The organism is Methylobacterium sp. C1 (genome assembly GCF_001854385.1).
Taxonomy (GTDB): domain Bacteria; phylum Pseudomonadota; class Alphaproteobacteria; order Rhizobiales; family Beijerinckiaceae; genus Methylobacterium; species Methylobacterium radiotolerans.
Map to the genome: position 1 here is coordinate 891,944 of NZ_CP017640.1, position 24,758 is coordinate 916,701.

26 protein-coding genes are annotated in these 24,758 nt (G+C 72.9%); 15 read left to right on the forward strand and 11 right to left on the reverse strand.

The annotated features are described in order from the left end of the window. Positions 1-125: 125 nt before the first annotated feature. The 5 genes from BKE41_RS04120 to BKE41_RS04140 form a co-directional block, all read right to left on the reverse strand. Complete coding sequence (locus BKE41_RS04120) at positions 126-1,862, reverse strand: L-lactate permease (protein ID WP_012317647.1); 1,737 nt, start codon at positions 1,860-1,862, stop codon at positions 126-128. Between the two features lie 284 nt (positions 1,863-2,146). Next, on the reverse strand, positions 2,147-3,013 hold the full coding sequence (locus BKE41_RS04125) for a lysophospholipid acyltransferase family protein (RefSeq protein WP_012317648.1): 867 nt from the start codon (positions 3,011-3,013) through the stop codon (positions 2,147-2,149). Between the two features lie 4 nt (positions 3,014-3,017). Continuing rightward, positions 3,018-3,533, reverse strand: a complete 516-nt coding sequence (locus BKE41_RS04130; RefSeq protein WP_012317649.1) for a GNAT family N-acetyltransferase — start codon at positions 3,531-3,533, stop codon at positions 3,018-3,020. After that, positions 3,530-4,204 (reverse strand): tRNA (adenosine(37)-N6)-threonylcarbamoyltransferase complex dimerization subunit type 1 TsaB, encoded by a 675-nt coding sequence (gene tsaB, locus BKE41_RS04135; protein ID WP_012317650.1) that lies wholly within the window; start codon positions 4,202-4,204, stop codon positions 3,530-3,532. The genes BKE41_RS04130 and tsaB overlap by 4 nt, the downstream gene beginning before the upstream one ends. 349 nt (positions 4,205-4,553) lie before the next feature. Further along, positions 4,554-5,120 carry a NifU family protein gene (locus BKE41_RS04140; RefSeq protein WP_012317651.1) on the reverse strand — a complete coding sequence of 189 codons (567 nt, stop codon included), beginning with the start codon at positions 5,118-5,120 and terminating at the stop codon, positions 4,554-4,556. A gap of 183 nt (positions 5,121-5,303) precedes the next feature. Between BKE41_RS04140 and BKE41_RS04145 the strand changes: the two genes are divergently transcribed. The 4 genes from BKE41_RS04145 (at position 5,304) to BKE41_RS04160 (ending at position 7,547) form a co-directional block, all read left to right on the forward strand. Next, on the forward strand, positions 5,304-5,765 hold the full coding sequence (locus BKE41_RS04145; RefSeq protein WP_106427809.1) for an atp-dependent helicase: 462 nt from the start codon (positions 5,304-5,306) through the stop codon (positions 5,763-5,765). Positions 5,766-5,876: 111 nt separating this feature from the next. After that, positions 5,877-6,317: a DUF2934 domain-containing protein gene (locus BKE41_RS04150; RefSeq protein WP_070998570.1), complete on the forward strand. Its 441-nt coding sequence runs from the start codon at positions 5,877-5,879 to the stop codon at positions 6,315-6,317. Positions 6,318-6,485: 168 nt separating this feature from the next. Beyond that, complete coding sequence (locus BKE41_RS04155; RefSeq protein ID WP_070998572.1) at positions 6,486-7,151, forward strand: HAD family hydrolase; 666 nt, start codon at positions 6,486-6,488, stop codon at positions 7,149-7,151. 189 nt (positions 7,152-7,340) lie between these two features. Next, positions 7,341-7,547 carry a hypothetical protein gene (locus BKE41_RS04160; protein WP_012317655.1) on the forward strand — a complete coding sequence of 69 codons (207 nt, stop codon included), beginning with the start codon at positions 7,341-7,343 and terminating at the stop codon, positions 7,545-7,547. Positions 7,548-7,562: 15 nt separating this feature from the next. Here BKE41_RS04160 and BKE41_RS04165 read toward each other — a convergent pair whose 3' ends face one another. The 3 genes from BKE41_RS04165 to BKE41_RS04175 all read right to left on the reverse strand — a co-directional run bounded on the left by BKE41_RS04165 (position 7,563) and on the right by BKE41_RS04175 (position 8,811). Next, positions 7,563-7,850: a hypothetical protein gene (locus BKE41_RS04165; protein ID WP_012317656.1), complete on the reverse strand. Its 288-nt coding sequence runs from the start codon at positions 7,848-7,850 to the stop codon at positions 7,563-7,565. A 104-nt stretch (positions 7,851-7,954) separates the two neighbouring features. After that, positions 7,955-8,260: a hypothetical protein gene (locus BKE41_RS04170; protein WP_012317657.1), complete on the reverse strand. Its 306-nt coding sequence runs from the start codon at positions 8,258-8,260 to the stop codon at positions 7,955-7,957. A gap of 170 nt (positions 8,261-8,430) precedes the next feature. After that, positions 8,431-8,811 (reverse strand): DUF6481 family protein, encoded by a 381-nt coding sequence (locus tag BKE41_RS04175; protein WP_012317658.1) that lies wholly within the window; start codon positions 8,809-8,811, stop codon positions 8,431-8,433. A gap of 800 nt (positions 8,812-9,611) precedes the next feature. Here BKE41_RS04175 and BKE41_RS04180 point away from each other — a divergent pair. The 9 genes from BKE41_RS04180 (at position 9,612) to BKE41_RS04220 (ending at position 18,722) form a co-directional block, all read left to right on the forward strand. Then, positions 9,612-9,806, forward strand: coding sequence for an AtzG-like protein (locus BKE41_RS04180; RefSeq protein ID WP_012317659.1), 195 nt, complete (start codon positions 9,612-9,614; stop codon positions 9,804-9,806). Then, positions 9,803-11,203 carry an AtzE family amidohydrolase gene (locus BKE41_RS04185; RefSeq protein ID WP_070998574.1) on the forward strand — a complete coding sequence of 467 codons (1,401 nt, stop codon included), beginning with the start codon at positions 9,803-9,805 and terminating at the stop codon, positions 11,201-11,203. The genes BKE41_RS04180 and BKE41_RS04185 overlap by 4 nt, the downstream gene beginning before the upstream one ends. Beyond that, positions 11,200-11,583, forward strand: a complete 384-nt coding sequence (gene hpxZ, locus BKE41_RS04190) for an oxalurate catabolism protein HpxZ (protein ID WP_024831028.1) — start codon at positions 11,200-11,202, stop codon at positions 11,581-11,583. The genes BKE41_RS04185 and hpxZ overlap by 4 nt, the downstream gene beginning before the upstream one ends. A 108-nt stretch (positions 11,584-11,691) precedes the next feature. Further along, the gene (locus BKE41_RS04195) at positions 11,692-13,314 is read left to right on the forward strand and encodes an ABC transporter substrate-binding protein (protein WP_012317662.1); all 1,623 of its coding nucleotides are present in this window, start codon (positions 11,692-11,694) and stop codon (positions 13,312-13,314) included. A 70-nt stretch (positions 13,315-13,384) separates the two neighbouring features. Continuing rightward, complete coding sequence (locus BKE41_RS04200) at positions 13,385-14,338, forward strand: ABC transporter permease (protein WP_012317663.1); 954 nt, start codon at positions 13,385-13,387, stop codon at positions 14,336-14,338. Between the two features lie 14 nt (positions 14,339-14,352). Beyond that, positions 14,353-15,288, forward strand: coding sequence for an ABC transporter permease (locus BKE41_RS04205; protein WP_012317664.1), 936 nt, complete (start codon positions 14,353-14,355; stop codon positions 15,286-15,288). After that, on the forward strand, positions 15,285-16,340 hold the full coding sequence (locus BKE41_RS04210) for an ABC transporter ATP-binding protein (protein ID WP_012317665.1): 1,056 nt from the start codon (positions 15,285-15,287) through the stop codon (positions 16,338-16,340). Before BKE41_RS04205 ends, BKE41_RS04210 begins: the two co-directional genes overlap by 4 nt. Positions 16,341-16,348: 8 nt before the next feature. Further along, positions 16,349-17,374, forward strand: coding sequence for an ABC transporter ATP-binding protein (locus BKE41_RS04215; protein WP_107088342.1), 1,026 nt, complete (start codon positions 16,349-16,351; stop codon positions 17,372-17,374). A gap of 88 nt (positions 17,375-17,462) precedes the next feature. Continuing rightward, positions 17,463-18,722 (forward strand): hypothetical protein, encoded by a 1,260-nt coding sequence (locus tag BKE41_RS04220; RefSeq protein ID WP_070998576.1) that lies wholly within the window; start codon positions 17,463-17,465, stop codon positions 18,720-18,722. Here BKE41_RS04220 and BKE41_RS04225 read toward each other — a convergent pair. Then, the gene (locus BKE41_RS04225) at positions 18,694-20,235 is read right to left on the reverse strand and encodes a PLP-dependent aminotransferase family protein (protein WP_070998578.1); all 1,542 of its coding nucleotides are present in this window, start codon (positions 20,233-20,235) and stop codon (positions 18,694-18,696) included. The two genes, BKE41_RS04220 and BKE41_RS04225, sit on opposite strands and share 29 nt — an antisense overlap. A gap of 98 nt (positions 20,236-20,333) precedes the next feature. On the opposite strand from BKE41_RS04225, the gene BKE41_RS04230 reads away from it, so the two are divergent. Together BKE41_RS04230 and BKE41_RS04235 are read left to right on the forward strand one after the other, a co-directional pair. Continuing rightward, positions 20,334-20,960 carry an FMN-binding negative transcriptional regulator gene (locus tag BKE41_RS04230; protein WP_012317669.1) on the forward strand — a complete coding sequence of 209 codons (627 nt, stop codon included), beginning with the start codon at positions 20,334-20,336 and terminating at the stop codon, positions 20,958-20,960. Continuing rightward, complete coding sequence (locus BKE41_RS04235; RefSeq protein ID WP_070998580.1) at positions 20,957-21,673, forward strand: GNAT family protein; 717 nt, start codon at positions 20,957-20,959, stop codon at positions 21,671-21,673. The genes BKE41_RS04230 and BKE41_RS04235 overlap by 4 nt, the downstream gene beginning before the upstream one ends. A 6-nt stretch (positions 21,674-21,679) precedes the next feature. On the opposite strand, the gene BKE41_RS04240 is transcribed toward BKE41_RS04235, so the two are convergent. Together BKE41_RS04240 and BKE41_RS04245 are read right to left on the reverse strand one after the other, a co-directional pair. After that, positions 21,680-23,227, reverse strand: a complete 1,548-nt coding sequence (locus BKE41_RS04240; protein ID WP_012317671.1) for a GMC family oxidoreductase — start codon at positions 23,225-23,227, stop codon at positions 21,680-21,682. After that, entirely contained in the window at positions 23,224-24,651 is a 1,428-nt protein-coding gene (locus BKE41_RS04245) for an alpha/beta hydrolase (RefSeq protein WP_071000630.1), read from the reverse strand. Before BKE41_RS04245 ends, BKE41_RS04240 begins: the two co-directional genes overlap by 4 nt. Positions 24,652-24,758: the final 107 nt, after the last annotated feature.

Consider the following 24,758-nt stretch of genomic DNA (forward strand, 5'->3'; position numbering starts at 1 on the left):
GCGCCCCGTCGCGGCGCCCTCGAGACGCGACCGGCCGCCCGCAGGCGGCCGGCGCATGGCTTGGCGCATAGTCTGGCGCCCGGTCCGGCGCGCGGCTCCCGGGGAGGGGCGCTCCCCGGTCCGCCTCAGTGGGCCGCCGGTGCCGCGGCGGGCAGGTCGATGACCATCTGCTGGAAGAACGGCACGTAGGCCTGCAGCATCACGAACAGGCCGACGAGGCAGGCGAGCGCGATCGAGTGCCAGAACACGAAGCGCAGGATCTTGCCTTCCTGACCGAAATAGCCGGTCGCCGTGGAGGCGACGACGATCGACTGGGCGTCGACCATCTTGCCCATCACGCCGCCCGACGAGTTCGCGGCGGCCATCAGCACGCCCGAGAGGCCGAGCTGCTCGGAGGTGATCCTCTGGAGGCCGCCGAACAGCACGTTCGAGGCCGTGTCCGAACCCGTGAGCGCCACGCCGAGCCAGCCGAGCAGCGTCCCGAAGAACGGGTAGAGGATGCCGGTGCCCGCGAAGGCGAGGCCGAGCGTGGCGTCGACGCCCGCGTAGCGGGTGAGGACGCCGAGCGCGAGCATCGCCGCGATGGTGATCAGCGAGTAGCGCAGGGCCCAGATGGTCTCGAAGTAGGCCGTGACGAGGCGCAGCGGCGAGAACCGCATGATCAGGCCGGAGATGATCGCCGCGATCAGCACGCCCGTGCCGGTGTACGACATGTAGGTGAACAGGAAGACCGCGCCCTCCGGGACGGGCTTGGCCACCACCGGCGGCACCTTCATGATCACGTTGTGCAGGCCCGGCACCTCGTACTTCCAGGTGAAGAGCGGGTTGACGATGCCCTTGAACCAGCCGGTCCCCCAGATCGCGACGATGACCGAGAGGACGATCCACGGCACCCAGGCCATCAGGATCTCGCCCTGCGAGGCGGTGCGGGCGCCGACATGGACGGGGGGCGTGCCGGGCACGCCGGCGCCGAGCGCCACGGGCCGCGGGCCGGCGACGGCGAGCGACGGATCGTGGCCGCGCAGGGCCGGCGACGACCAGATCTCCTTGGGCTGCCAGACCTTCAGGAACAGCACGAGGGCCAGCATCGAGGCGAGCGAGGCGCCGATATCGACGATCCACGGGTTGACGTAGTTCGAGATCAGGAACTGCGCGACCGCGAAGGAGGCGCCGCAGACCAGGATCGGCGGCCACACCCGGATCATGCCGCGGAAGCCCGCGAAGACCCAGATCAGCCAGAACGGCACGATCAGCGAGAACAGCGGCAGCTGCCGGCCGATCATCGCGCCGAGGATCTCCGGCGGGTAGCCGGTGACCGAGGCGAGGCCCTGGATCGGCGCGCCGAGCGCCCCGAAGGCCACCGGGGCGGTGTTGGCGATCAGCGACAGGCCGGAGGCGGCCAGCGGCGAGAAGCCCAGGCCGATCAGGATCGCGCCCGTGACGGCCACCGGCGTGCCGAAGCCGCCCGCGCCCTCGAAGAAGGCGCCGAACGCGAAGGCCACCAGGAGCAGCTGCAACCGCCGGTCGGCGGTGATGCCGGCCACCGATTGCTGCAGGATCGCGAACCAGCCCTTCTCCACCGTCAGCCGGTAGAGGAAGATCACGTTGAGGATGATCCAGCCGATCGGGAAGAAGCCCGTGACCATCCCGAGGATGGCGGCGCGGGTGGCGAGATCGGTCGGCATGCCGAAGCCGACGATGGCCACCAGCATGGCGAGGCCGAGAGCGATGACGGCCGCGATATGGGCCTTCACGCGCCCGCTGGCGATCATGGCGAGCAGTGCGATGACCGGCACTGAAGCGGCGAGCGTCGAGAGCCACGGGCTCCCGAACGGATCATAAACCTGGTTCCAGGTTTGCACCGGGCGTCCTCCACAAAGTCCCGTCTGTTCCGGGTTGCGGCCTAGCTAGCAGAGGCGTTCCGACCGCTCAATGCGTTGCATCATGTATTCTGGCGGTGATTCCTACACATTACTCTTGCGCGGATCCCCGGATTCACCCGGCGCAACAGCGCCTCTCCGGGTGATAGCGGATCTGACCCGTCCAGCGCGGGCCTACATCCAAGCCCTGAGACCGGATTCCCCGCCGGCTCAGGACCTTAGCCCTTGAGCAGCGCGGGCATCGCGGCTCCCGCGGCGCCGACCGGTCAGACCGTCGCGATCTCCGGCCCCTGGAGGCCGATCCCCGGGGCCGCCGGCCTGGGATCCGGCGCCGGCAGGGTCCCGACGCCGCTGCCGGCGCCCCGCAGGGCCGCGCGCACCTCCGCCTCGGCGGCCGCCGTGGCGGCCTTCCGGTCGGTGGTCGCCTCGAAGGCGATCGGCGCCCCCCAGACCACGTGCACGTCGATGGGTCCACCCTGCACGAAGGCCGCGAGGTGCGGCACCAGCTCCATGTCGCCGTACCACGCGATCTCCGCGCGCTCGGCGCGCGTCACCGGCAGGCCATTGCGCCGGGGATAGGCGATGGCGAGGGGCTGGAGGCGCACCCGGCCGCGCCCGGCCTCGGCCTGGAGCGCCGCGCGGGCCGCGCCGACGAGGGAGGAGCGGAACGGCAGGAGCCGGGTGCCGTCGCCGGTCGTCCCCTCCGCGAACAGGACGACCAGCTCACCTTCGGCGAGGCGGTGGCCCATGGCGGTGCTGACCGCGGCGGTCGCGCCGCGGCGCTGCCGGTCGATGTAGATCGTCCGCTGCAGCCCCGCGAGAGCGCCGATCAGCGGCCAGCCGGCGATCTCGGACTTCGCCACGAAGGAGAGCGGCCGCAGCGAGCCGACCGCGATGATGTCGAGCCACGAGACGTGGTTGGCGAGCACCAGCGCCGCCTCGCCGGGGGCCGGCGGCGTGCCGCTCTGCGTGACGCGGACGCCGAACAGGCGCAGGAAGACGCGGTGGAACAGGATCGGCGCCAGGGTGGCGCGGCGGCCGAGGAGCCGCAGGGCGATCCAGTGGGGCGGTCCCAGCACAGCGAAGGCGAGGGCGAGGGCCGCGACCCGCCAGGCGATGCCGAGGCGGCTCACGGCGTCACAGGTCGGCGCTCATCGTCAGCGCGGTCGCCCGGCTGCCGTCGGCCTTGAGATAGTAGCCGGTGCGCGAGCCCACCTGCCGGAAGCCGTGCCGGGCGTAGAGCCGCAGGGCGGGGGCGTTGCCCTCGTCGACCTCCAGATGAACCCGGGCGACGCCGTCCAGGGCGAGGCTCGCCAGGTGCTCGCGGAGCAACTTGCGGCTGTGGCCGCCGCCGCGCAGCGCCGGGGACAGCACGACCGTCAGGATCTCGGCCTCGTCGGCGGCCCGGCGCGAGAGCACGAAACCCTGGAGCACGCCCGCGCGCCAGAGGGCGTGCGCGTGGGTCGAGCGCTCGCAGAGCATGCGCTCGAACTCGTGCGCGTCCCAGGGCCGCGCGAAGGCGGTCGCGTGGAGACGGGCGAGGGCGGGGGCCTGCGCGGCGTCGCGGAGCGGGGCGACGTAGGGCTCCGGCGTCAGCGCGTCCCACCACGCGAACCACCAGTCGAAGGGCCAGAAGGGCAGCGGGCGCGTCATCGCCGTGCGATCCGCGCGTGGTCCTGCGGCCGGGCATCCGGTCCCCGCAGGTAGAGGGGGCGGGCCAGCGCCTGCGCCGGGTCGGCGACGAGACCGAGGGAGGCCACCGACGCGATATCGGGACCGCCGACATGGGCGACGCGCGCCGCGACGCCGCGCGCGGCGAGCGCGGCGGCCAGCATGGGCGCGCCCGAGCCGGTCAGCACCACCGGGCCAGCGCCCAGCTGCTCGGCCGCGGCCTCGACGGCGAGGTGCGCGGGGGCGAGGCCGTCGCCCGGTCCCAGCGCCTGCACGTAGACGGCGCCGTGGCGGGCGTCGATCACCGCGGCGATCGTCCCCTCGACGGTCTCGGCCAGGAGCGGCGCGAGGAGCGCCGAGAGGGTGCCGACGCCGACGACCGGCTTGCCGGTCGAGAGGCCGATGGCGCGGGCCGCCGACAGGCCGACCCGCAGGCCGGTATAGCTGCCCGGCCCGACCGTCACGGCGACCCGGTCGATCGCCTCAAATCCGCCCTCGACCCGGGCGATCACCCGCTCGATCAGCGGCAGCAGCGACTCCGCGTGGCCGCGCGCCATCGGCAGCGACTCGGCGGCGAGGGGCGCCTCGACCTCCTCCGCCATGACGCAGGCGGCGCAGGTGTCCAGCGCTGTGTCGATGGCCAGAATACGCACGCTCACTCCCACAAGCCGGTCCGCACCGGCCGCTGCCTCCCCGCGCCGCGACGGGCGCCAAGAGCCTCCAGTGTTAGAACAAAGCCGCCGCCTCGTCAGCGTCGGGGCGACCGCGCCGCGCCGATCACCGGCGGAGTGTTGCCGGCTTGCGCCGGTGCGCGCCCGCGGCCCCGGACGGGGCCGCCGCGTCGGCCCGAAGCTCCGACGCCGGGGCAGGGACCGGAACGCGGCACGCCGACCGGTCCGACCGGTCGGCCTGCCGCCTCAGTGACGCGGAATCTCAGGGACGCGGAGCAGGCCGCGCGGCATGGCCGCTCGGCCGCTCACGCCGCCGCGCGGGCGTCGACCCTCAGATCGCCTGGACCTCGCGGATCTCCGGCAGGAAGTGCCGGAACAGGTTCTGCACGCCGTGCCGCAGGGTCGCGGTGGAGGACGGGCAGCCCGAGCAGGCCCCCTTCATCTCCAGGTAGACCACACCCTCCTTGTAGCCGCGGAAGGTGATGTCGCCGCCGTCGCCGGCCACCGCCGGCCGGACCCGGGTCTCGAGCAGGTCCTTGATGGTCACGACGGTGTCGTGGTCCGCCTCGTCGTAGAACTCGTCGCCCGGCTCGATCTCGCCGTGGCCGCCCTCGGCCATCACGGGCGCGCCGGACTGGAAGTGCTCCATGATCGCGCCGAGCACCGCCGGCTTGACCTGCGCCCATTCCGAACCGTCCTCGGCCTTGGTCACCGAGATGAAATCGTGCCCGAAATAGACGCCCGCCACGCCCGGGACGGTGAACAGCGCCGCGGCGAGGGGCGACCGGGCGGCCGCCTCGGCGTCCCGCGCCTCGAAGGTCGATTCCGCCAGCACGACGCGGCCGGGCAGGAACTTCAGGGTGGCCGGGTTCGGCGTGGCTTCGGTCTGGATGAACATGGTGGCAACACTCCGCTGCGCCGGTTCAAGGCCGGCCGGGACAGGCGCCCGAGGCGCCACTGTCCATGTGGACCGGCGAGCGGATTTTCTCAACCTGTCGCCCCGTCCCGCCGGCCCGCGAGAGTGGACATTCGGACGGCGGCGCGACAGGACGAATGCCATCGAATGCCAGAGGAGCCGGCAGTGGACGTGACCGCGGACCAGACCCTCGCGCAGGACTTGCTGAAGGATCTGCGCGAGGCCCAAACCAAGCTGGACGCGGCGCGGGCGGAAGCGGCCTCGCTCAAGGTGCTGCTGGCGCTGCGCACGCATCAGCACGACCAGGCCTGGCAGGAGGGACAGCGCCTCGCCGCGGCGCTCGCGGATGCGCAGGCCCGCGCGGAGGCGGCGACCGTCGCGCGGGCGGAGGCCCAGGCGAGCGCGGCCTCGTCCGAAGCCGCCGCGATGGCCGACGAGCGCACCGAGGCGGTCCGGACGGTCCTCGGCGCGGTGCTCGCGAGCATCGGGCACCGGGCCCTCGACCGGCGGCGCTTCCAGGACCTGATCGCCCGGGCCGGCCGCGAGGCGCCGGATCAGGGCCCGGGCGCGGCCCGGCACGCGGTGCTGCTGACCGAGGCGCGGCGGGTGCTGGGGATCGCCGAGTAGCCCCCGCTCCGACGGCTCCGACGCGCCGCGACCGGTCGCGGGCGGCAGGGTTAACCGACGCTTAACCCGGCTCTCCCATCGTCGTCCCGGGACGGACAGGAGATCGATCGCATGCTGATCAGCGAGCACCACGTGCGCGAGTGCGCCTACTACATCTGGGAAAACGAGGGCCGGATCCACGGGCAGGCCGCCGCCCACTGGATCCGCGCCGAGGCCGAGCTGCGCGCCAACGCGATGCTCGCTGCCGCCGCGACGGTCGTGGTCGCCGAGGCCGCCCCGAAGGCCGCGCCGGCGAAGACCGCCGCCAAGCCTGCCAGCGCCAAGCCTGCCAGCGCCAAGCCCGCCGCGTCGAAGCCCGCCGCGTCGAAGGCCACCGCCAAGCCTGCGGCCGCCAAGACCGCGGTCGCCAAGCCCGCGACCGTGAAGCCCGCGACCGTGAAGGCCGCCGCGAAGCCGGCCGCCCCGAAGCCCGCCCGCGCCTCCAAGGCGGCGGTGACTGCCGGCCTCGCCGCCAAGGCGAAGCCCGCCCGGACCCCGGCCTCGATGCACTGACGGCCGGCGCCCCGGCGCCGCCAGGACCTTCTCCGAAGCCCGTCCCTCGCGCAGGGGCGGGCTTCCGTCGTCGAAGGGAGCCGCGTTCGCGGCGCCCGGACGGAACAGGCCCGGCGCCGATCGGTTGTCCGCCCTGACGCGGGCGCCGGGCTCCGCGACGGGGCTGCGATGCGCGCGGTGATTTTCGACATCGACGGGACCCTGCTCGACAGCGTCGACCTGCATGCCCGCGCCTGGGTGGAGGCCTTCGCGCATTTCGGCGTGACGACCGACTTCGCGGACGTCCGCCGGCAGATCGGCAAGGGCGGCGACGAGCTGATGCCGGTCTTCCTGTCGGAGGAGCGGATCGCGCGGGACGGCGAGACGATCGAAGCCTACCGCTCGGACCTGTTCAAGCGTCGCTACCTGTCCGAGGTCCGACCCTTCCCCGGTGTCCGGCCGCTGTTCGAGCACATCCGCGCCGCCGGCCTGACAATCGCGCTCGCATCGTCGGGGAAGCGCTCCGAGGTCGAGCACTACACCGAGATCCTGCAGATCGGCGACCTCGTGGATGTGGCCACCAGCTCGGACGACGCGGACCGGTCGAAGCCGCATCCGGACATCTTCGAAGCCGCGCTGGAGAAGCTCGACGGCGCGCCCCGCGACGCGATCATCGTCATCGGCGATACCCCCTACGATGCCGAGGCGGCCGCGAAGGCGGGGCTGCGCACCGTCGGCCTCCTCTGCGGCGGCTTCCCGGAGGCGGACCTGAGAAGCGCCGGCTGCGTGGCGATCTACCGGGACCCCGAGGATCTGCTCAACCGATTCGCGCAGTCGCCGCTGGCGGACAGCTGAGCGGCAGACCGGCAAGCGGATTCCGCGACCGGCCCGACGTCGTCCACACTTTCCCGCCACGCTGTTGCCGCGCGGTGACGCGGAGCGATGCCGGCTACGTATTCACGCGAAAGGGACTGGTGTCGGTCGATCGAAAGGCGTAGCGACCCGCCCGCCAATCTGGACTCCTTCGAAGGACGAGCGCCTCGCATGCCCCAGACTCACCAGGCCGGCCCGGCACCGCGCTTCGTACCGGCCGCCAAGTCGCTGCCGGAGCAGATCGCCGACGCGGTCGAGAGCCGGTCGACCCCGCTCAGCCAGCTGCTCCGCCTGATGGCCGCCCTCGATGCCGAAGGCGGCAACGAGGCCCTGCGGCTGCGGCTCCGCGCCCGGATCGGCGCGCCGCTCGACGCCTGACGCCCGCGCCGCGGGTCAATGCCGCCGGTGCCGATGGCGCCGGCCACCGCTCCTCGCCGCCGGTGCGGCCGCCTTCGCGACGCGGTCCATGCAGGCGAAGTAGATGCGGCGTCCGATCTCCTCCAGTTCGAGACCCTGCGGGTTGGGCGCCGAGAACACCTTCGCGCGGGCCTCATTGCGGCAGGCCGCGTCCTCCGGGCTCCGGATCGGCGGCTCGGCGCGGGCGGCCCCGCAGGCCAGGGCCGAGACGATCCAGGTCGCTGCGATGATCGATACTCGTGTGCTTGCCAGGGTACTCGGCATACGGACGTTCGGACCTCACTCGCTCAGGACCGAGATAGAGCGTCTCGATCACCCGTGAAGCTTGGTCAGAGTGCCGGCTCCGGCAAAAATCGACGGCGCGCGCCTCAGGGCACGATCCAGAGGCACGGACCCCCGCCGGACACGGTCAGGCATTCGTAGGGCGCGCCGCCGATCAGGGCCCGCTGCTCCACGGTGCCGATCGCGCCGCGCGGGATCCGCCTGCAGCCGGCCTCCGATGGGGCGGGGCCACCGCTGCCCGAGGCCGCGTCGATCCGGCGGGCGGCGATCAGAGTCTCGCAGGCGATCACCGAGTCGGTCCCCTGGGCGCGGGCGTTCCGGGGCGCGAGGCCGAGGGGGAGGGCGAGGAGGACGAGCGCCGCGATGGGCGCCAGCGGGGATCGGGATCGCATCGCGGCCTCGGCTGCCCGCGCCGCACGGGCGCGTCGCGGTTCGGACGCCCTCAACGCGTCGTCGCGCGCGTTGGTTGCCGGCGGCGGAAGCGGACCCCGGACGCGACGACGCCCGCCTTGCGGGCGGGCGTCGTGGGCGTCCGAAGCTCGGGGGAGCCGACGGCCGGCGCTCAGCGCTTGGTCTTCACCTTCGCCTTGCGGGCCGCGTAGCGCGCGTCGCGCTGGGCCTTCTTGGCGGCCAGGTCGGCCGACTTGCGCTCCTGCGCGGCGGCCAGCTCGGCGGCCTCGCGCGCGAGCTGGGCGGCGAGTTCCGCCTCCTCCCGCTGACGCTTCTCCTCGGCGGCCTTGCGCTCGGCGGCGATCCGGGCGGCCTCGCGCTCGCGGGAGCGCTCCTCGCGGGCCTTGGCCACTTCGGCGCGGGCCTTGGCCTTGGCGATCACCTCGGGGTCATCGGCCGCGGGGCGTGCCTTGAACTTGGCCAGCAGGGCGGCCTTGGCGTTCTGCGAGTTCTGGCGACGGTCGTCGAAATTCCTGTAGTCGAATGCGCTCATCTGACCTTTCTCAGTTGGGTACGTCTCGCGTGTCGCGGGGACATCCGGCGGGGCCGGGCACGTACTGAGTCTGCAGGTTCCGACGCCATCCCCGCGCCCCGGAACCGCACCGATCCACCGGCTGTACCGATGGTCCGACCCGAGCGTTCGCCTGCGTCTGAACGCTCGGGTCGGACCATTGTTCGAAGATCGCAAAGCCCTTAATCAGAGCTTCACGCCAGATGCAATCGGCGAGACCTGCGCAGGCGGCCGGCACAGCGACAATCCCGGCCCTCTCTGTAAGAGTCCTGGCCGGCGATGCGCAAAAACCTCAGACCGGCGTCTGGCCGAGGCCCGCTGCCCGGGTCTGCATCCGTCCCGAGGACTTCGCTGCACGCGGCAGATAGGTCGCGCACGGGACGACGACAAGATTCGCCGGCGGGTCCCCGCGGGTGCATCCTGGCCGAGCGACGCGCGCCGCAGCCCGGCGAGCGCCGAACCGATGGCTGAGGGATGGACCTATACTTCCATCACAAAGCAGACCTGCAAATTCGACAGAGTATTCCTCGTGGTTCCCCCGACGCCCGGCCCCGGCCCGGCTCCCGCCCGGGGGCGACCATCTGCCCAGGATCTGCCCATCCGCCACAGCCTATTTTCTGTGCACGTGCCGTGAAGCCCTTCGAATCGATCGCCAGCACCCGGGAAACTGCCTACGTTCTGGGCAGATCGCCCGGCCAGCGGGCGGAGGCGCCGGGGCGCTCGCGGCACGGGGCCTGCTAGCCGCGATCGATGCGACCCGTGCGGTCGGCTTGAGGAACGCCATGCCCGAGACATCCCCCCCGTACGAACCCGAGAGCTACGCCGCGGCCGCGGCGGCCCTTCTCGGCCTCACCCTCGATCCGGCGTGGATCGCGCCGGTGACCGCGAACCTGCGCGTCCTGGCCGCCGCGGCCGAGTTGGTGGAGGCCTTCCCGCTCGCCGACGAGATCGACGCGGCGCCGAGGTTCGAAGCGTGAGCGCGAGCAGCCCCGCGACGGCCGCCACGATCGCCGCAGCGATCGCGGAGGGTCGAACCACCGCGCGCCAGGTCGTCGCGGCGGCGCTCGACCGGATCGGCCGATTGGACGGCCGGGTCGGCGCCTTCACCGACGTGCTGTCCGCCCGCGCCCTGGCCCGGGCCGACGCGCAGGACGCGGCGCTGCGGAACGGGTCGCCGCCGGGCCCGCTGGCCGGCGTGCCCTTCGCGGTGAAGAATCTGATCGACATCGACGGCCTGCCCACCCGCGCCGGATCGAAGATCAACCGGGAGCGGCCGCCGGCCGAGCGGGACGGCGCCCTGGTCCGGCGCCTGGAGGCCGCGGGGGCGATCCTCGTGGGCGCCCTCAACATGGGCGAGTACGCCTACGACTTCACCGGCGAGAACATCCACGACGGCGACGCCCACAACCCGCACGCCCTGGATCACATGACCGGCGGCTCGTCGGGCGGCTCGGGCGCGGCCCTCGCCGCCGGGATGGTGCCCCTGACCCTGGGCTCCGACACGAACGGCTCGATCCGCGTCCCGGCCGCCTTCTGCGGCTGCTTCGGCCTCAAGCCGACCTACGGCCGCCTGTCGCGGGCCGGGAGCTTCCCGTTCGTGGGCAGCCTCGATCATCTCGGGCCGATGGCGCGGAGCGTGACCGACCTCGCGCTCGCCTACGACGCCATGCAGGGTCCCGATCCGGACGATCCGGTGGCGACGCTCCGCCCGGCCGAGCCGGTCCTGCCCGGGCTCGACGCGGGCCTGGACGGGCTGCGCGTCGCGGTGGCCGGCGGCTATTTCGCCCGCGGCGGCGATCCGGAGGCCTTCGCGGCGGTGGCGCGCGCGGCCGAGGCCCTGGGCGCGCGGCGCGCGGTCGAGCTGCCGGAGGCGCACCGCGCCCGCGCGGCCGCGTACCTGATCACCGCGGCCGAGGGCGCGACGCTCCACCTCGACCGTCTCCGCACCCGGCCGCAGGATTTCGACCCGGCGGTGCGCGACCGGCTGATCGCCGGGGCGATGATCCCGGCGCCCCACGTGGAGCGGGCGCAGCGCTTCCGCCGCTGGTACCGGGCGCGGGTGCTCGCTCTGTTCGAGACCGTCGACGTGATCCTGGCCCCGGCCACGCCCTGCCGCGCCCCGCGGGGCGGCCAGACCCACTTCGTCCTCGACGGCGTGACGCTGCCGGTGCGCGCCAATATCGGGGTCTTCACGCAGCCGATCTCCTTCATCGGCCTCCCGGTCGTGGCGGCGCCGATCCGGCTCGACGCCGGGTTGCCGCTGGGGGTCCAAGTCATCGCCGCCCCCTGGCGCGAGGATCTCGCCTTGCGCGTGGCGCACCACCTCGAACGAATGGGCGTCAGCGCGTCGCCCGTCGCGGAGCTTGCCCGATGATCATCGACGATCCCGCCGTGAAGGCCGAAGTCGAGGCCGCGTTCCGGGCCTACGAGACGGCGCTGACCACCAACGACGTCCCCACCCTGGAGGCGCTGTTCCGGGACGATCCGCTGACCGTCCGCTACGGGATCGGCGAGAACCTCTACGGCATGGACGCGATCCGCGCCTTCCGCCGGGCCCGCTCCCCGGTGGGCCTGGAGAGGACCCTGGCGCAGACGCAGATCACGACCTACGGGCGCGACTTCGCCACCGCGATGACGCTGTTCACCCGCGCCAGCGCGCCGGGCAAGATCGGCCGCCAGAGCCAGACCTGGGCGCGCTTCCCGGAGGGCTGGCGGGTGGTCGCCGCCCACGTGAGCCTGATCGACGCCGCGTAGGCGCAACCGGCCCGCGCCCCCGCGGCGGGGCGTGTGGCCGCGGGCTTGCATAAGGTCGAGCGTATTCCGTGCCGTCTGGCGCGGACCAACGCGAGTACCCGACCCAAGATGCTGTCCCGTCTGAGAAAACTCGGCGCCCGTGCGGCGCTGGCCGGCGCCCTGGCGCTCTCCGCGAGCACCGCTGCCCTCGCGCAGGGGACGCTGCGGATCGGCATGACCGCCTCCGACATCCCGCTGACCACCGGCCAGACCGACAACGGCGGCGAGGGCATGCGGTTCATGGGCTACACGGTCTATGACGGGCTCATCAATTGGGACCTGTCGAGCGCCGAGCTGGCCTCCGACCTCGTGCCCGGCCTCGCCACGAGCTGGGGCGTCGACGCCGCCGACAAGACCAAGTGGACCTTCAAGCTCCGGCCGGGCGTGAAATTCCACGACGGCTCGGACTTCACCGCCGACGCGGTGGTCTGGAACCTCGACAAGCTCCTGAAGGCCGACGCGCCGCAATACGACCCGCGCCAGTCCGCGCAGGGCAAGACCCGCATCCCGGCGGTCGCGAGCTACCGCGCGGTCGACCCGCTGACCGTCGAGATCACCACCAAGGCCCCCGACGCGACGCTGCCCTACCAGATCGCCTGGATCATGATGTCGTCGCCGGCCCAGTGGGAGAAGCTCGGCAAGTCCTGGGACGCCTTCGCCAAGCAGCCCTCGGGCACCGGCCCGTGGAAGCTGACCCTGTTCGCCCCGCGCGAGCGCGCCGAGATGGTCCCGTTCAAGGAGTACTGGGACAAGGACCGCGTCCCGAAGCTCGACAAGCTCGTGCTGATCCCGCTGCCGGAGGCCAATGCCCGGACCGCGGCCCTGCGCTCCGGTCAGGTGGACTGGATCGAGGCGCCCGCGCCGGATGCCGTGGCCTCGCTCAAGAGCGCCGGCTTCACCATCGTCACCAACGCCTACCCGCACAACTGGACGTGGCATCTGTCGCGGGTCGAGGGCTCGCCCTGGAACGACATCCGCGTCCGCAAGGCGGCGAACCTCGCCATCGACCGCGAGGGCCTGAAGGAGCTGCTCGGCGGCCTCGCCATCCCGGCCAAGGGCTTCATGCCGCCCGGCCACCAGTGGTTCGGCCACCCGACCTTCGACATCAAGTACGATCCGGAGGCCGCCAAGAAGCTGCTGGCCGAGGCCGGCTACAGCCCGGCCAAGCCCCTGAAGATCAAGGTCGCGATCTCGGCCTCCGGCTCGGGCCAGATGCAGCCGCTTCCGATGAACGAGTTCGTCCAGCAGAACCTCGCCGACGTGGGGATCCAGGTCGACTACGAGGTCGTGGAGTGGAACACCCTCATCAATATCTGGCGGGCCGGCGCCAAGGCCGACATCTCCCGCGGCGTCTCGGCGATCAACTATTCCTACTTCATCCAGGACCCGTTCACCGGCTTCATCCGCCACCTGCAGTGCAATTTCGCTCCGCCGAACGGCACGAACTGGGGCTATTACTGCGACCCGGCGATGGACAAGCTGTTCGATCAGGTCCGCAACACCTTCGACAAGGCCGAGCAGACGAAAGTCCTGGAAAAGGTCCACGAGAAGTACGTCGACGACGCGCTGTTCGTCATGATCACGCACGACGTCAATCCGCGGGCGATGAGCCCCAAGGTGAAGGGCTTCGTCCAGGCGCAGAACTGGTTCCAAGATTTCTCGAAGATCACGATGGCGACCGCGGGGCGGTAGCGAGACGCGGCTCTCCTCCCTCGCGCGGGGAGGAGAGCCCTTACGGTCGGGCGTGACAACAGGGCCTTGAATGCTGCTCTACATCCTCAAACGGCTGGTCTACGTGACGCCCGTGGCGTTCGGGGTCAGCGTCGTCTGCTTCCTCCTCGTCCACCTCGCGCCGGGGGATCCCCTCAGCGCGGTCCTGCCCGCCGACGCCACCCAGGCCACCATCGACGAGATGCGGGCCGCCTACGGCTTCGATAAGCCCCTGCCGGTCCAGTACCTGATCTGGCTCTGGCACGTGCTGCACGGCGATCTCGGCACCTCCATCGCCACCGGCCGGCCGGTGCTCGGCGAGGTCAGCCGCGCCGTGGTGAACTCGCTGATCCTCGCCTCCGTGGCGACCGTGATCGGCTTCACCTTCGGCACCCTGTTCGGCTTCGTGGCGGGCTATCACCGCAACTCGGTGGCCGACCGCGCGGCCTCCGCCGTGTCGGTCTTCGGCGTGAGCGTGCCGCATTACTGGCTCGGCATGGTCCTGGTGATCGTGTTCTCGGCCAATCTCGGCTGGCTGCCGCCCACCGGGGCCGGGCCCGACGGCTCCAGCAACTGGCGCCCCGACTTCGAGCACCTGCGCTACCTGATCCTGCCGGCGATCACGATGTCGGTGATCCCCATGGGCATCATCGCCCGCACGGTCCGGGCGCTCGTGGCCGACATCCTGTCCCAGGACTTCGTCGAGGCCCTGCGCGCCAAAGGCATGGACGAGCGCGGCGTGTTCCGCCACGTCGTGCGCAACGCCGCCCCGACGGCGCTCGCCATCATGGGCCTGCAGCTCGGCTACCTGCTGGGCGGCTCGATCCTGGTCGAGACCGTGTTCGCGTGGCCCGGCACCGGCTTCCTCCTCAACGCCGCGATCTTCCAGCGCGACCTGCCCCTGCTCCAGGGCTCGATCCTCGTGCTGGCGATGTTCTTCGTGGTCCTCAACCTGCTGGTGGACGTGATGCAGACCGCCCTCGACCCGCGCATCGAGCGCGCCTGAGCCGGAGCCCGATGATGACCGCTCCCGTCACCGCGGCCTCCGTCGCCCTCGACGGCGGCGTGCTCGCCGCCGAGGACGTGGCCCACGGGCCCGAGGCCGCCTTCGCCCCGTCGCGGGGCTTCTGGGGCCATGTCGGCCACCGGCTCGTGCGCGACCCCGTCGCCATGGGCGCGGGCGCCGTGATCCTGATCGTCGTGCTGATCGCGATCCTGTCGCCCTGGATCACGCCCATGGACCCCTACAAGGGCTCCATGCTGCGCCGCCTCAAGCACGTGGGCGACGCCACCTACTGGCTGGGCTCGGACGAGCTCGGCCGCGACATGATCAGCCGGCTGATGCTGGGCTCGCGGCTGTCGCTGTTCATCGGCGTCACCCCGGTGCTGATCGCCTTCGTGATCGGCTCCGGGATCGGGATCCTCGCCGGCTACGTCGGCGGCTGGACCAACACGATCCTGATGCGCACCATCGACGTGTTCTTCGCCTTCCCGTCGGTGCTGCTGGCGATCGCGCTGTCCGGCGCGCTCGGCGCCGGCATCTTCAACTCGATCGTGTCGCTGACCTGCGTGTTCGTGCCCCAGATCGCCCGCGTCGCCGAGAGCGTCACCACGGGCATCCGCAAGCGCGACTACATCGACGCCGCCAAGCTGTCGGGCGCCTCGGCCCTGACGATCATGCGCGTGCAGGTGCTCGGCAACGTCGTCGGGCCGATCTTCGTCTACGCGACCAGCCTGATCTCGGTGTCGATGATCCTGGCCTCCGGCCTGTCCTTCCTCGGCCTCGGCGTGCGGCCGCCCGAGCCCGAATGGGGCCTGATGCTCAACACCCTGCGCACGGCGATCTACGTCAACCCGGTCGTGGCCGCCCTCCCGGGCGTCTGCATCTTCATCGTCTCGATCGCCTTCAACCTGTTCTCGGACGGCCTCCGGTCCGCCATGGAGATTCGCCAGTGAGCGTCATCCCGGACGCCCCCGACCCGTTCGCCCGCGACCGCGGCGGACCCGCCCAGCCGCTCCTCTCGGTCTCGGGCCTCGTGAAGCACTTCCCGGTCCGCAAGGCCGGCGGCAAGCGCCAGGTGGTCCGCGCGGTCGACGGCGTCGACTTCGACGTCCTGAAGGGCGAGACGCTCGGCATCGTCGGCGAGTCCGGCTGCGGGAAGTCGACCACCGCCAAGCTGCTGATGGGCCTCATCGAGCGCGATTCCGGCACGCTGCTGTACGACGGCCAAGCGGTCGGCGAGCGCGCCATGCCCTGGCGGTCCTACCGCCGCCAGGCCCAGATGGTGTTCCAGGACAGCTACGCGTCGCTCAACCCGCGCATGACCGTCGAGCAGTCGATCGCCTTCGGCCCGAAGGTCAACGGCGTGCCCGCCCGGGAGGCGGTGGAGCGCGCCCGCGGGCTGCTCGCCCGGGTCGGCCTGGAGCCGAAGCGCTTCGCCGGCCGCTACCCGCACGAGATCTCCGGCGGCCAGCGCCAGCGGGTGAACATCGCCCGATCCCTCGCCCTGGAGCCGCGGCTGGTGCTCCTCGACGAGGCGGTCTCGGCGCTGGACAAGTCGGTGGAGGCGCAGGTCCTGAACCTGCTCCTCGACCTCAAGGCCGAGTTCGGCCTGACCTACATCTTCATCAGCCACGACCTCAACGTCGTGCGCTTCATCTCCGACCGGGTCATGGTGATGTATCTCGGCCGGGTCTCCGAGATCGGCCCGTCCGACACGGTACTGGACGCGCCGGCGCACCCCTACACCGAGGCGCTGCTCGCCTCGATGCCGTCGCTCGATCCCGACAACCGCACCCAGGCGGCGCTGCTCGCGGGCGACCCGCCGAACCCGATCGACCCGCCCGCGGGCTGCCGCTTCCACCCGCGCTGCGCCCTGGCGGAGGACGTCTGCGGCCGGACGGAGCCGCCCCTCGACACGATCCGGCCGCTGCACCGCGTCGCCTGCCTCGCCCGGCAGCCCGGCTCGGGCCACTCCGCGGCCCCCGCGGGCGCGCTGGCAGCATGAGCACCCCGATGTCCGGTTCAGAACCCGCGGTCGCCCTGAAGGACCTGCGCGTCGCCTTCGGCAAGGTCCAGGTCGTCGACGGCGTCGACCTGACCCTGGAGCGCGGTCAGGCGCTGGCGCTCATCGGCGAATCCGGCTCCGGCAAGAGCGTGACCCTGCGGGCGATCCTGCGGCTGTTCCCGGAGGGGCGCAGCCGGATCGAGGGCGGCATCCGGGCCGCCGGCAAGGACGTGCAGGCGCTGACCCGGCGCCAGCTCGCCGATTTCCGCGGCGGCGACGTCTCGATGATCTTCCAGGAGCCGCTGCTCGCCTTCGACCCGGTCTACACGGTCGGCCGGCAGATCACCGAGGCGATCCTGCGGCACGAGACGATCTCCAAGGACGAGGCCCGCAAGCGGGCGCTCGCCCTGTTCGAGCGGGTGCGGATCCCGAGCCCGGAGCGGCGCCTCGACAACTACCCGCACGAGATGTCGGGCGGCATGCGCCAGCGGGCCATGATCGCGCTCGCGCTGGCCTGCCGGCCGCAGGTGCTGCTCGCCGACGAGCCGACGACGGCGCTCGACGCCACGGTGCAGATCCAGGTGCTGCTGCTCCTGCGCGAGCTGCAGCGCGACCTCGGCCTGTCGATCGTGATCGTCACCCACGACCTCGGCGCGGCCGTGGAGGTCGCCGACCGGATCGCCGTGATGTACGCGGGCAAGATCGTCGAGACCGGCACGGCGCATCAGGTGGTGCTGAACCCGCACCACCCCTACACGATCGGCCTGCTGCGCAGCCGGGCGGAAGGGGCGCTCGCCAAGGGCTCGCGGCTCGAGACCATCCCGGGCAGCCCGCCGGATCTCGCGAACCGCCCGCCGGGCTGCCCGTTCGCGCCGCGCTGCTTCCTGGCCGAGGAGCGCTGCCGCCGCGAGATGCCGCCGGTCGCCGAGATCGCGCCCGGCCACCGCGTCGCCTGCTGGCGGACCGAGGAGGCCTCGGCGGCCTACCGGGCCGGGCCGACCCCGGTGCGCGCCGCCGAGCCGGTCCCGGCCTGACCTCGACGCCCCCGCGCCGAGGCATTATCCGGCTCGGCGCGGTCCCGCGGCGGCGGACCGCGTCCGAACCGGCCGCGCGGGCGTCACGATGAGCCAAGTCCTATCCGGGCCAGTCCCGTCCGAGATCCTGCTCGTTCCCCGGGGCGAGGCCGGGCACTTCCTGCCGGCGGCCCTCGGCTGGCTGGGCAAGCGGGTCACCGTCACCGCCCAACCCGGCCCGGCGAACCACGTCCTCTGCCTGCCGGTCCTCGATTTCGTGCGCCTCGGCTTCCCGGAGGCGAACGGGCGCCTCGACCTCCTCGAACCGGGGGATGCCGAGAACCTCCGCGCCGGGCGCGCCGCGCTGCTCCTCGACCTCTCGAACGAGGGGCCGGGCCTGCACGCGCCGACCTTCGAGGCACTGCACCGGAACCTCGAAGAACGCGCGATCCCGCGCGAGCGGGTGATCCTGGTCACGCAGAACCGGCTGCTGCGGCTCGACTACGAGCGCCTCTACGGCGAGGGCCTGCGGTTCTGGATCTTCGAGTTCTTCCCGCTCCAGGTCGCCCTCTGGCTGGACGACGCCGCGGGTCCGCGGCTCTTCCCCCAGCATCCCCTCGACCGCACCGGCTACGCGCCCTTCGCCCGCGCCGCCGGCCCGGCCCGGTTCCTCTGCCAGAACGCGGCCCTGCGCTGGCACCGGGTGCTGCTCTACCGCTGGTTCCAGCTCAGCGGGCTGGACCGGGACGGGCTGATCTCCTTCCACGGCATCGGCGAGGACAACCCGAAGGCCGGCGGCATCAACGTCTTCCACGCGCCGCCGGAGATCGAGGCGGCCTTCGGGCCGCTGCTCGCCGATGTCGGCAGCTGGATCCCGCGCCGGGCGCGGCGGATCGATGCCGATCAGGGCACCGACATGGTCATGACCCTGGACACCCGCGCCTACGCGGCGTGCGACCTCACGGTCATCTCGGAGACCGACTTCTTCGAGCCGGGCGTCGAGCGGATCACCGAGAAGTCCCTCAAGGCGGCGGCGACGGGCCTGCCCTTCGTGACGGTGGGCGCGCCGCGCGCCGTGGAGCGGCTGTCCGAGCTGGGCTTCCAGACCTTCGGCGGCCTGATCGACCACCATTACGACCTCGTGCCCGACCCGGCCGAGCGCCTGCCGCTCGTGTTCCGGTCGATCGAGCGCGCCTGGGCCGCGTGCCGGGACGACCGGGCACACTGGCATCGCCTCGCCCGGGAACAGGCCGAGGCCAACGTGGCCCACGCGCGGCGCGGATTGCTGCCGCAGCTCGAGCGGGTGATGGTCGCGCCGCTGATCGAGCGGCTGAACCGGTTCATGGAGACGGGCGCGATCGTGCACTGAGCGCGTCTCGAGGGTGGCCGTTCGGACGGGGATCCGGCGCACCGCGCAGGGTCTCCGCCAAGCGCCGCACGGCCGGCTCGATCGCCCGCTCCGGCACGGCGGCGTAGCCGAGGAGCAGGCCCGGCTCCGCCGGCCCGGCGTGGTAGGCCGAGAGCGCGACCGCCGAGATCCCCGCGCGCCCGAGCGCCGCCGCGGCGGCCACGTCGCTCAGGGCCGGGCCCCAGGCCGGCCCCGGCCGGGCGATGACGTGCATCCCGCCCTCCATGGCGGCGACCGCCGCGACGTCCCCGGCGTGGCGGCACGCGGCCTCGATCAGCGCCTCCTGGCGCAGGGCGTAGAGGCGGCGGGTCCGCCGGAGATGACCGGCGAGGTGTCCGTCCTCGATGAAGCGCGCCAGCGCCCACTGGCCGATCCCGGGCGGGGCGGGGCCCGTCTCGGCCAGCGCCTGATTGACGGGTGCCACGAGGCCGCGGGGCAGCACGAGGTAGCTCAGGCCGAGGGCGGGCAGCAGCAGCTTCGAGAAGCTGCCGACGTAGATCACCCGGCCGCCGCGATCGAGGGTGCGCAGGGGCGCGAGCGGGCGCCCGGCATAGCGGTAGGCGCCGTCGTAATCGTCCTCCACGACCCAGCCCGAGACCGCCTCGGCCCAGGCCAGGAGGTCGAGGCGGTTCTCCAGGCTCATGGCGTGCCCGAGGGGGTAATGGTGGGCCGGCGTCACCACCGCGAGCCGCGCGCCGGGCGTCCGCGCGGCGGCCGGGGTCACCGACAGGCCCCCGGGACCGACCGGGACAGGGATCGGGTTCAGGCCCGCGCTGGCGAGGGCCTGCGCGATGCCGGGGAAGCCGGGCTCCTCGACCAGGGCGGCCTCGCCGGGATCCAGGAGCAGCTCGGCGAGCAGGCGCAGGCTCTGGCGGATGCCCGCGGTGACGATGACGTCGTCGGCCTCGCAGGCGACGCCGCGCGCTTGGCCCAGATAGGCGGCGATGGCGCCGCGCAGGGCCGGCGAGCCGCGCGGGTCCGGCCGCTCGGTCGGGCCGTGGCGCCATTCGGCCTGGAGCAGGCGGCCCCAGACCTCGAACGGAAAGGCGTCCTGGGCCGGCCGGCCGAGGGCGAAAGCGTCGGGCACCGCCGGACCCGCCATGTAGCGCCGCGGCGGCGCGGCCACGAGGCGGGTGCCCCGCCGGGACAGGTTCGGGGCCGGCTCGGTGCCCGGCCGCCGGAGCGGACCGGGCGCCGGCAGCGCGTCGTCCGGCAAGGTCGCGGCGACGCGCGTCGCGGAGCCCGGCCGCGCCGTCAGGTAGCCCTCGGCGGTCAGCTGCTCCAGCGCCAGGACGACGGTGCCGCGCGCGCAGCCGAGGTCGGCGGCCAGGACCCGCGAGGCCGGGAGCCGGGCCCCGCGCGGCAGCCGGCGTTCGAGGATCGCCGCGCGCAGAGCCTCCCGGAGCTGGGCGTGCAGTGGCGCCGCGGCCGCGGCGTCGAGGGTCAGCGTCAGGGGCAGGGGAGCCCGGGCCATGCAGCAAATTGGTCCAGTCGCAGTTCGAGAATTGGACCTTTCGCCTGGACCGCCGAACGGTCAAGCACGGGTCCGCACGACCGCCGCAGGACAGGCCCATGTACCAGCCGCCGCATTTCCGGGACGATTCCCGCGCCGCGCAGCACGCGCTGATCCGCGCCAACCCGCTCGGCCTGCTGGTGACCGCCGGGGCGGGTGGCCTGACGGCCAACCCGATCCCGTTCCTGCTGGACGATGCCGGTCCCCACGGGGTGCTGCGGGCGCACCTCGCCCGCGCCAACCCGCAGGGTCAGGATCTCGCCGCGGCGGAAGAGTGCCTGGTCGTGTTCCAGGGGCCTCAGGGCTACGTCACGCCGAGCTGGTACGCGAGCAAGAGCGAGCACGGCCGGGTGGTCCCGACCTGGAACTACGCCACCGTCCACGCCTGGGGCCGGCCGCGGGTGATCGAGGATGCGGACTGGCTCGGGCGCCAGATCGCCGACCTCACCGCTCTGCGTGAGGCGCCCCGGGCCGAGCCGTGGGCGGTCGCGGACGCGCCGGCGCCCTTCGTGGCCGCGCAGGTCCGGGGGATCCTCGGCATCGAGATTCCGATCACGCGGATCGAGGGGAAGTGGAAGATGAGCCAGAACAGGCCCGAGGCCGACCGACACGGGGTCATCGCGGGGCTGCGCGCCGAGGGCGAGGCGGGTCTCGCCGGGCTAGTCGCCGAGCGGAGCGGGCTGTGAGCGCGCGCCTCAACGGCTTCGGCCAGCCCATTGGCCCGGCCTTGCCGGACTGGAGCCCGCGCCCGCGTCCGCCCCGCGCGCCGATGGAGGGCCGGTTCTGCCGGCTGGTACCCCTCGACGCCGCGGCGCACGCGGACGCGCTCTACGCCACCTACAGCGCCGCCCCCGACACGCGCGGCTGGACCTATCTCGGCGACGAGATGCCGGAGAGCGCGGAGGCTTATCGGGCGCGCCTGGCGACGCAGCAGGCGAGCGAGGACCCGCTGTTCCACGCGATCCTGGATCCCGCGAGCGGCGACGCCCTCGGGATCGCCTCGTATCTCCGGATCGATCCCGGCAACGGCGTGATCGAGGTCGGCCACCTCCACTTCGGCCCGCGGCTGCAGCGGGCGCCCGCCGCCACGGAGGCCATGGCGCTGATGATGATGCGGGCCTTCGACGAGCTCGGCTACCGACGCTACGAGTGGAAATGCGACAGCCTCAACGCCCCGTCCCGGGCGGCGGCGCTGCGGCTCGGCTTCACCTTCGAGGGCATCTTCCGCAACGCCGTGGTGGTGAAGCGCCGCTCCCGCGACACGGCGTGGTTCTCCATCACCGACGCCGAGTGGCCGCGGGTCCGCGCCGGCTTCGCGGCGTGGCTGGACCCGTCGAACTTCGACGGGGCGGGTCGCCAGCGGCGCGGGCTCGCGGACCTGCGCGTCGCCGCGGGCTGAGCCGACTCAGGGGCCGCCGGCCAGGAACGCCTCCGCGCTGCGCAGGCTGAGCGCCATGATGGTCAGGGCCGGGTTCGCCGCGAGCGAACTCGGGAAGGTCGAGCCGTCGCAGATCCACAGATTGTCGATATCGAAGCTGCGGCCGTGCGGGTCGACCACGGCGCTCGAGCCGTCGCGGCCCATCCGACAGGTTCCGAGGGTGTGGGCGACGCGCTCCAGCACCCAGATGTCGTCCGCCCCCGCCTCCTCCCAGAGTCCGCGCATGACCTTCGTGGCGTGCGCGTTGAGGCGGTTCTCATTGGTGCTGTAGCCGAAGCTGATCTGGGCCTTGCGCATCCCGTGCGCGTCGGTCTCGTCGGCGAGGGTCAGCACGTTGGCGTCGCAGGGCAGCGTCTCGCCGTTGATGCCGATGCCGGCGAGGTGGTTGTAGCGGTCGAGGTAGTCGAGGAGCGGCTGCCCCCACAGGCCACGCCCCCGCGCCGCCGAGTTGCCGAAGGTCACCGGCACCACGCCGAGGCTCTGGATCAGGTAGCCGCCCGCGAAGTCGGCGCCGGCGCGGACGAAGTCCTCGGTGATCAGCGAGGACGGGTAGCCCCGGTTCATGCGCACCTCGTGGTCGAAGGTACCCCAGACCTGCGTCGCCACGTGGCCCATGTAGTTGCGCCCGATCTGGCCGCTGGAATTGGCGAGCCCGAGATGGAGCAACAGGCGCGGCGTCTCCACGGCCCCGGCGCAGAGGAAGACCGCGCCGCAGCGCTGCCGCCGCTCCGCGCCGTCCTGCCGGTAGACCACGCCGGTGATCCGGCCGTCGGCGCCGCGCTCCAGGCCGTGGACGAAGGCCTCGGCCCGGATCTCGGCGCCGCGGGCGACCGCGTAGGGCAGGTAGGTCACGTCCATGCTGGCCTTGGCGCCCGTGCGGCAGCCCTGGTGGCAGAAGCCGCAATTGATGCAGGCGTTGCGGCGCGGTCCGTCCTCGGACTGGAAGTCCCGCGAGACCACGGCGGCGGGCGCGTCCGCCCAACGGATGCCGCGGGCCTCGCAGGCCCGGGCCATGATCTGCGCCGGACCGTTGCGCGGGACCGGGGGCAGGGGATAGCGGCGGTCGGCATCCCACGGGTAGCTCTGCGCGCCCGAGACGCCGAGGAACCTTTCGACCCGCTCGTAGAACGGGAGCAGGTCCTCGTAGGTCAGCGGCCAGTCGACACCTTCCCCCGACTCCGTGTGCAGACGCAGGTCGCGGGCGTCGGCCCGGGGCACGAAGGCGCCCCAGTGCAGCGTCGAGCCGCCGACGCCGGTGCCGCTGTTGTTCGCCCCGAAGGCTTCCGGAGTCGAGCCGCCGCTCAGCCGCTCCTCGGTCCAGTAGATCTCGTCCGCGAGCGTCTCGTCGAAGGCGAAGCGCTCCGGCGTGAAGTTCGGTCCGGCCTCCAGGGCCACGACCTTCAGCCCCGAAGCGGCGAGGCGCGCGAGGAGCGGCGCGCCGCCCGCGCCGGTCCCCACCACGACCGCGTCGACGACCTCGTCCGCGCGGTAGGTCCGCATCCCCGCGAGGTTCATCGTCCCGCCTCCGTCCGCAGCGCCCGTGGCTCCCAGGGTTCCGGCGCGTCGAGCCCGACGGCGCGGAAGCCCGGCAGGTCGTCGGCGATCTCGCCCGGCCGGTCGCCGCCGGCACCGATGCCCGAGAAGCCGATCCGCGCCAGCGCTGCCGGGTGGCCGAGCCAGAGACGGACCGCGTCGGCACGGAGATCCTCGAACCAGAACCGCATCCGGTCGGCGTCGAGGCGTCCACCGAGGCTCTCCGGAACCTTCAGCCCCGCGCGCTCGCACAGGGTGAGCAGCCCGTCCTGCTCGGCCGCGTCGAGGGCGACGAAGGGGCGGTCCCGGGCGACGCGGGCGGCGGCGTCGAGGGTGCGCAGGGCGGCGCGGTAGGCCTCCGCGTCCGGCGGCAGCGCCGCGAAGCGCCAGCCATCGCCGTCGCCGGATGCCAGCCGCCGGTCGAGGCGGGCGGCCAGATCGAGGTGCGGAACCGGCATCGCGCGGGCGAGGGCGGCCCGCAGGATCGCGAGCTCCACCGCGTCGAGGGCCGCCGGTTGATAGGCGGGATCGTCCGGCGCGACGCGCGCCGCCAGGGTGCCGCGCAGGCGGCTGTTCACCCGTTCGGAGGCGATCAGCGCCGCGTAGTCCGGCGGGACCGCCGGGCCGGCCTCCACGGACCGGCGTGGCCGGTCGCCGAGATGGGCGCGCAGGTGGTCGGCCAGGGCGGCGGGTCGCTCCAGCGGCAGGAGGTGGCCGACGCCGTCGACGGTGACGAGGTGATGGTGCGCGAGATGGGGCACCGTGAGGGCCCGCTGCGCGTCCGGCCCGAGGTCGGCATCCTCGGAACCGGCCAGGATCAGCGCCGGGGTGCGCAGGATCCCGATGCGGCGGCACCAATCCTCGTTCGCGCCCTCCTCGAGCCACGCCTTCCAGGCGGCGGGCTCGGCCCGCAGGACGTCGGCCACCGCCCGCGCCTCGGTCTCCGGATCCAGGCCGTCGCCCACGTTGGCGCGCACGAAGGCCTCGGCCTCGCGGCGCCGAGTCTCGGGGTCCGCGTCGATCCAGGCGAGCATCTCGGCACGCCGGTCCTCCGGGATCGGCTCCGGGCTCGGCGGCGAGCCGGAGACCAGGATGAGGTCGGTGAGGCCCGTCAGTCCCGCCTCGCCATCCTCGGCCCGGCGCGCGAGCGCCAGGGCCACCTTGGCCCCCATGCTGTGCCCGGCGATTCCGAACCGCGCCGGTGCCCGCGCGCGGATGGCCTCGGCCACGTGATCGGCCATCGCGGCGACGGAATAGCCCGGCGTGTCCGCGGCGTCGCCGAATCCCGGCAAGTCTACCGGCACGCAAGTCAACGGCATCCCGTCGAGGGCGCGCGCGAGACGCTCCCAACTTCGGGCACTTCCGCCCAGGAAGTGCAGGCAGAACAGGACTTCGGGTTCAGACATCGCCGAGACATCGCGCGGCGCCACAATGCTTCAAGCGTACGCGACGCCGCATGCGCGAAGTCTTGTCCCGGACCCGTTGGCCCAGTCGTGACCGCGTGCGATCAGGA

Coding starts and splice junctions, on each gene's coding strand:
- BKE41_RS04180 (WP_012317659.1), top strand. CDS start 9,612: ATGCCCGAGACATCCCCCCCGTACGAACCCGAGAGCTACGCCGCGGCC.
- BKE41_RS04220 (WP_070998576.1), top strand. CDS start 17,463: ATGAGCCAAGTCCTATCCGGGCCAGTCCCGTCCGAGATCCTGCTCGTT.
- BKE41_RS04155 (WP_070998572.1), top strand. CDS start 6,486: ATGCGCGCGGTGATTTTCGACATCGACGGGACCCTGCTCGACAGCGTC.
- hpxZ (WP_024831028.1), top strand. CDS start 11,200: ATGATCATCGACGATCCCGCCGTGAAGGCCGAAGTCGAGGCCGCGTTC.
- BKE41_RS04160 (WP_012317655.1), top strand. CDS start 7,341: ATGCCCCAGACTCACCAGGCCGGCCCGGCACCGCGCTTCGTACCGGCC.
- BKE41_RS04230 (WP_012317669.1), top strand. CDS start 20,334: ATGTACCAGCCGCCGCATTTCCGGGACGATTCCCGCGCCGCGCAGCAC.
- BKE41_RS04215 (WP_107088342.1), top strand. CDS start 16,349: ATGTCCGGTTCAGAACCCGCGGTCGCCCTGAAGGACCTGCGCGTCGCC.
- BKE41_RS04225 (WP_070998578.1), bottom strand. CDS start 20,235: ATGGCCCGGGCTCCCCTGCCCCTGACGCTGACCCTCGACGCCGCGGCC.
- BKE41_RS04165 (WP_012317656.1), bottom strand. CDS start 7,850: ATGCCGAGTACCCTGGCAAGCACACGAGTATCGATCATCGCAGCGACC.
- BKE41_RS04170 (WP_012317657.1), bottom strand. CDS start 8,260: ATGCGATCCCGATCCCCGCTGGCGCCCATCGCGGCGCTCGTCCTCCTC.
- BKE41_RS04195 (WP_012317662.1), top strand. CDS start 11,692: ATGCTGTCCCGTCTGAGAAAACTCGGCGCCCGTGCGGCGCTGGCCGGC.
- BKE41_RS04245 (WP_071000630.1), bottom strand. CDS start 24,651: ATGTCTGAACCCGAAGTCCTGTTCTGCCTGCACTTCCTGGGCGGAAGT.
- BKE41_RS04175 (WP_012317658.1), bottom strand. CDS start 8,811: ATGAGCGCATTCGACTACAGGAATTTCGACGACCGTCGCCAGAACTCG.
- BKE41_RS04140 (WP_012317651.1), bottom strand. CDS start 5,120: ATGTTCATCCAGACCGAAGCCACGCCGAACCCGGCCACCCTGAAGTTC.
- BKE41_RS04200 (WP_012317663.1), top strand. CDS start 13,385: ATGCTGCTCTACATCCTCAAACGGCTGGTCTACGTGACGCCCGTGGCG.
- BKE41_RS04150 (WP_070998570.1), top strand. CDS start 5,877: ATGCTGATCAGCGAGCACCACGTGCGCGAGTGCGCCTACTACATCTGG.
- BKE41_RS04205 (WP_012317664.1), top strand. CDS start 14,353: ATGACCGCTCCCGTCACCGCGGCCTCCGTCGCCCTCGACGGCGGCGTG.
- BKE41_RS04240 (WP_012317671.1), bottom strand. CDS start 23,227: ATGAACCTCGCGGGGATGCGGACCTACCGCGCGGACGAGGTCGTCGAC.
- BKE41_RS04130 (WP_012317649.1), bottom strand. CDS start 3,533: ATGACGCGCCCGCTGCCCTTCTGGCCCTTCGACTGGTGGTTCGCGTGG.